Annotated in this window: 1 pseudogene; it reads right to left on the bottom strand. The window is 72.3% G+C overall.

Annotated features, from left to right (window positions below):
* Positions 1–469, bottom strand: a pseudogene (locus tag FF041_RS38365) (hypothetical protein); the annotation flags it as partial.

The raw sequence follows: 469 nt of genomic DNA, 5'->3' as shown, positions 1-469 counted from the left end.
TCCGGTGGAGGTGCTGCCGAGGCCGACGACGGTCAGGGGGCCGTCGTTGCCGATGCCGCCGTTACCGCCTTCCGAGCCGGTCTCGGTGGTGTCTCCGCCCGTCCCGCCCTGGAGGGTGACGGTGCCGGTGACGTTGATGGTGTCGTTGTTGGCGTCGCCGCCGTTGCCGCCTTCGCCGGTGGAGCGGCCGAAGCCGGCGTTCCCTCCGGTCACGGTGATCTGGTTGGTGAGGCCGGACAGCAGACGGGTCTGGATCCTGGCGTCGTTGCCGATGCCGCCCTCGCCGCCGTCGGAGTCGGGACTGTCGCCGAACTGGGTGCGTCCGGCGTTCCCCCCGGGGCCGCCGGTGACGGTGATGGAACCCGCGGCGATGATGTCGCCGTCGTTGGCCACCCCGCCGGGGCCGCCGTCACTGTTGAGCCCCCCGGTGCCGCCCTCCCCGCCGATCACGGTGATGGTGTTGTTCCCG

This window comes from Streptomyces jumonjinensis (assembly GCF_009600885.1).
Classification (GTDB): Bacteria; Actinomycetota; Actinomycetes; order Streptomycetales; family Streptomycetaceae; genus Streptomyces; species Streptomyces jumonjinensis.
Note: the sequence above shows the minus strand (reverse complement) of the source record. Positions and strands in the feature narration are given on the sequence as shown.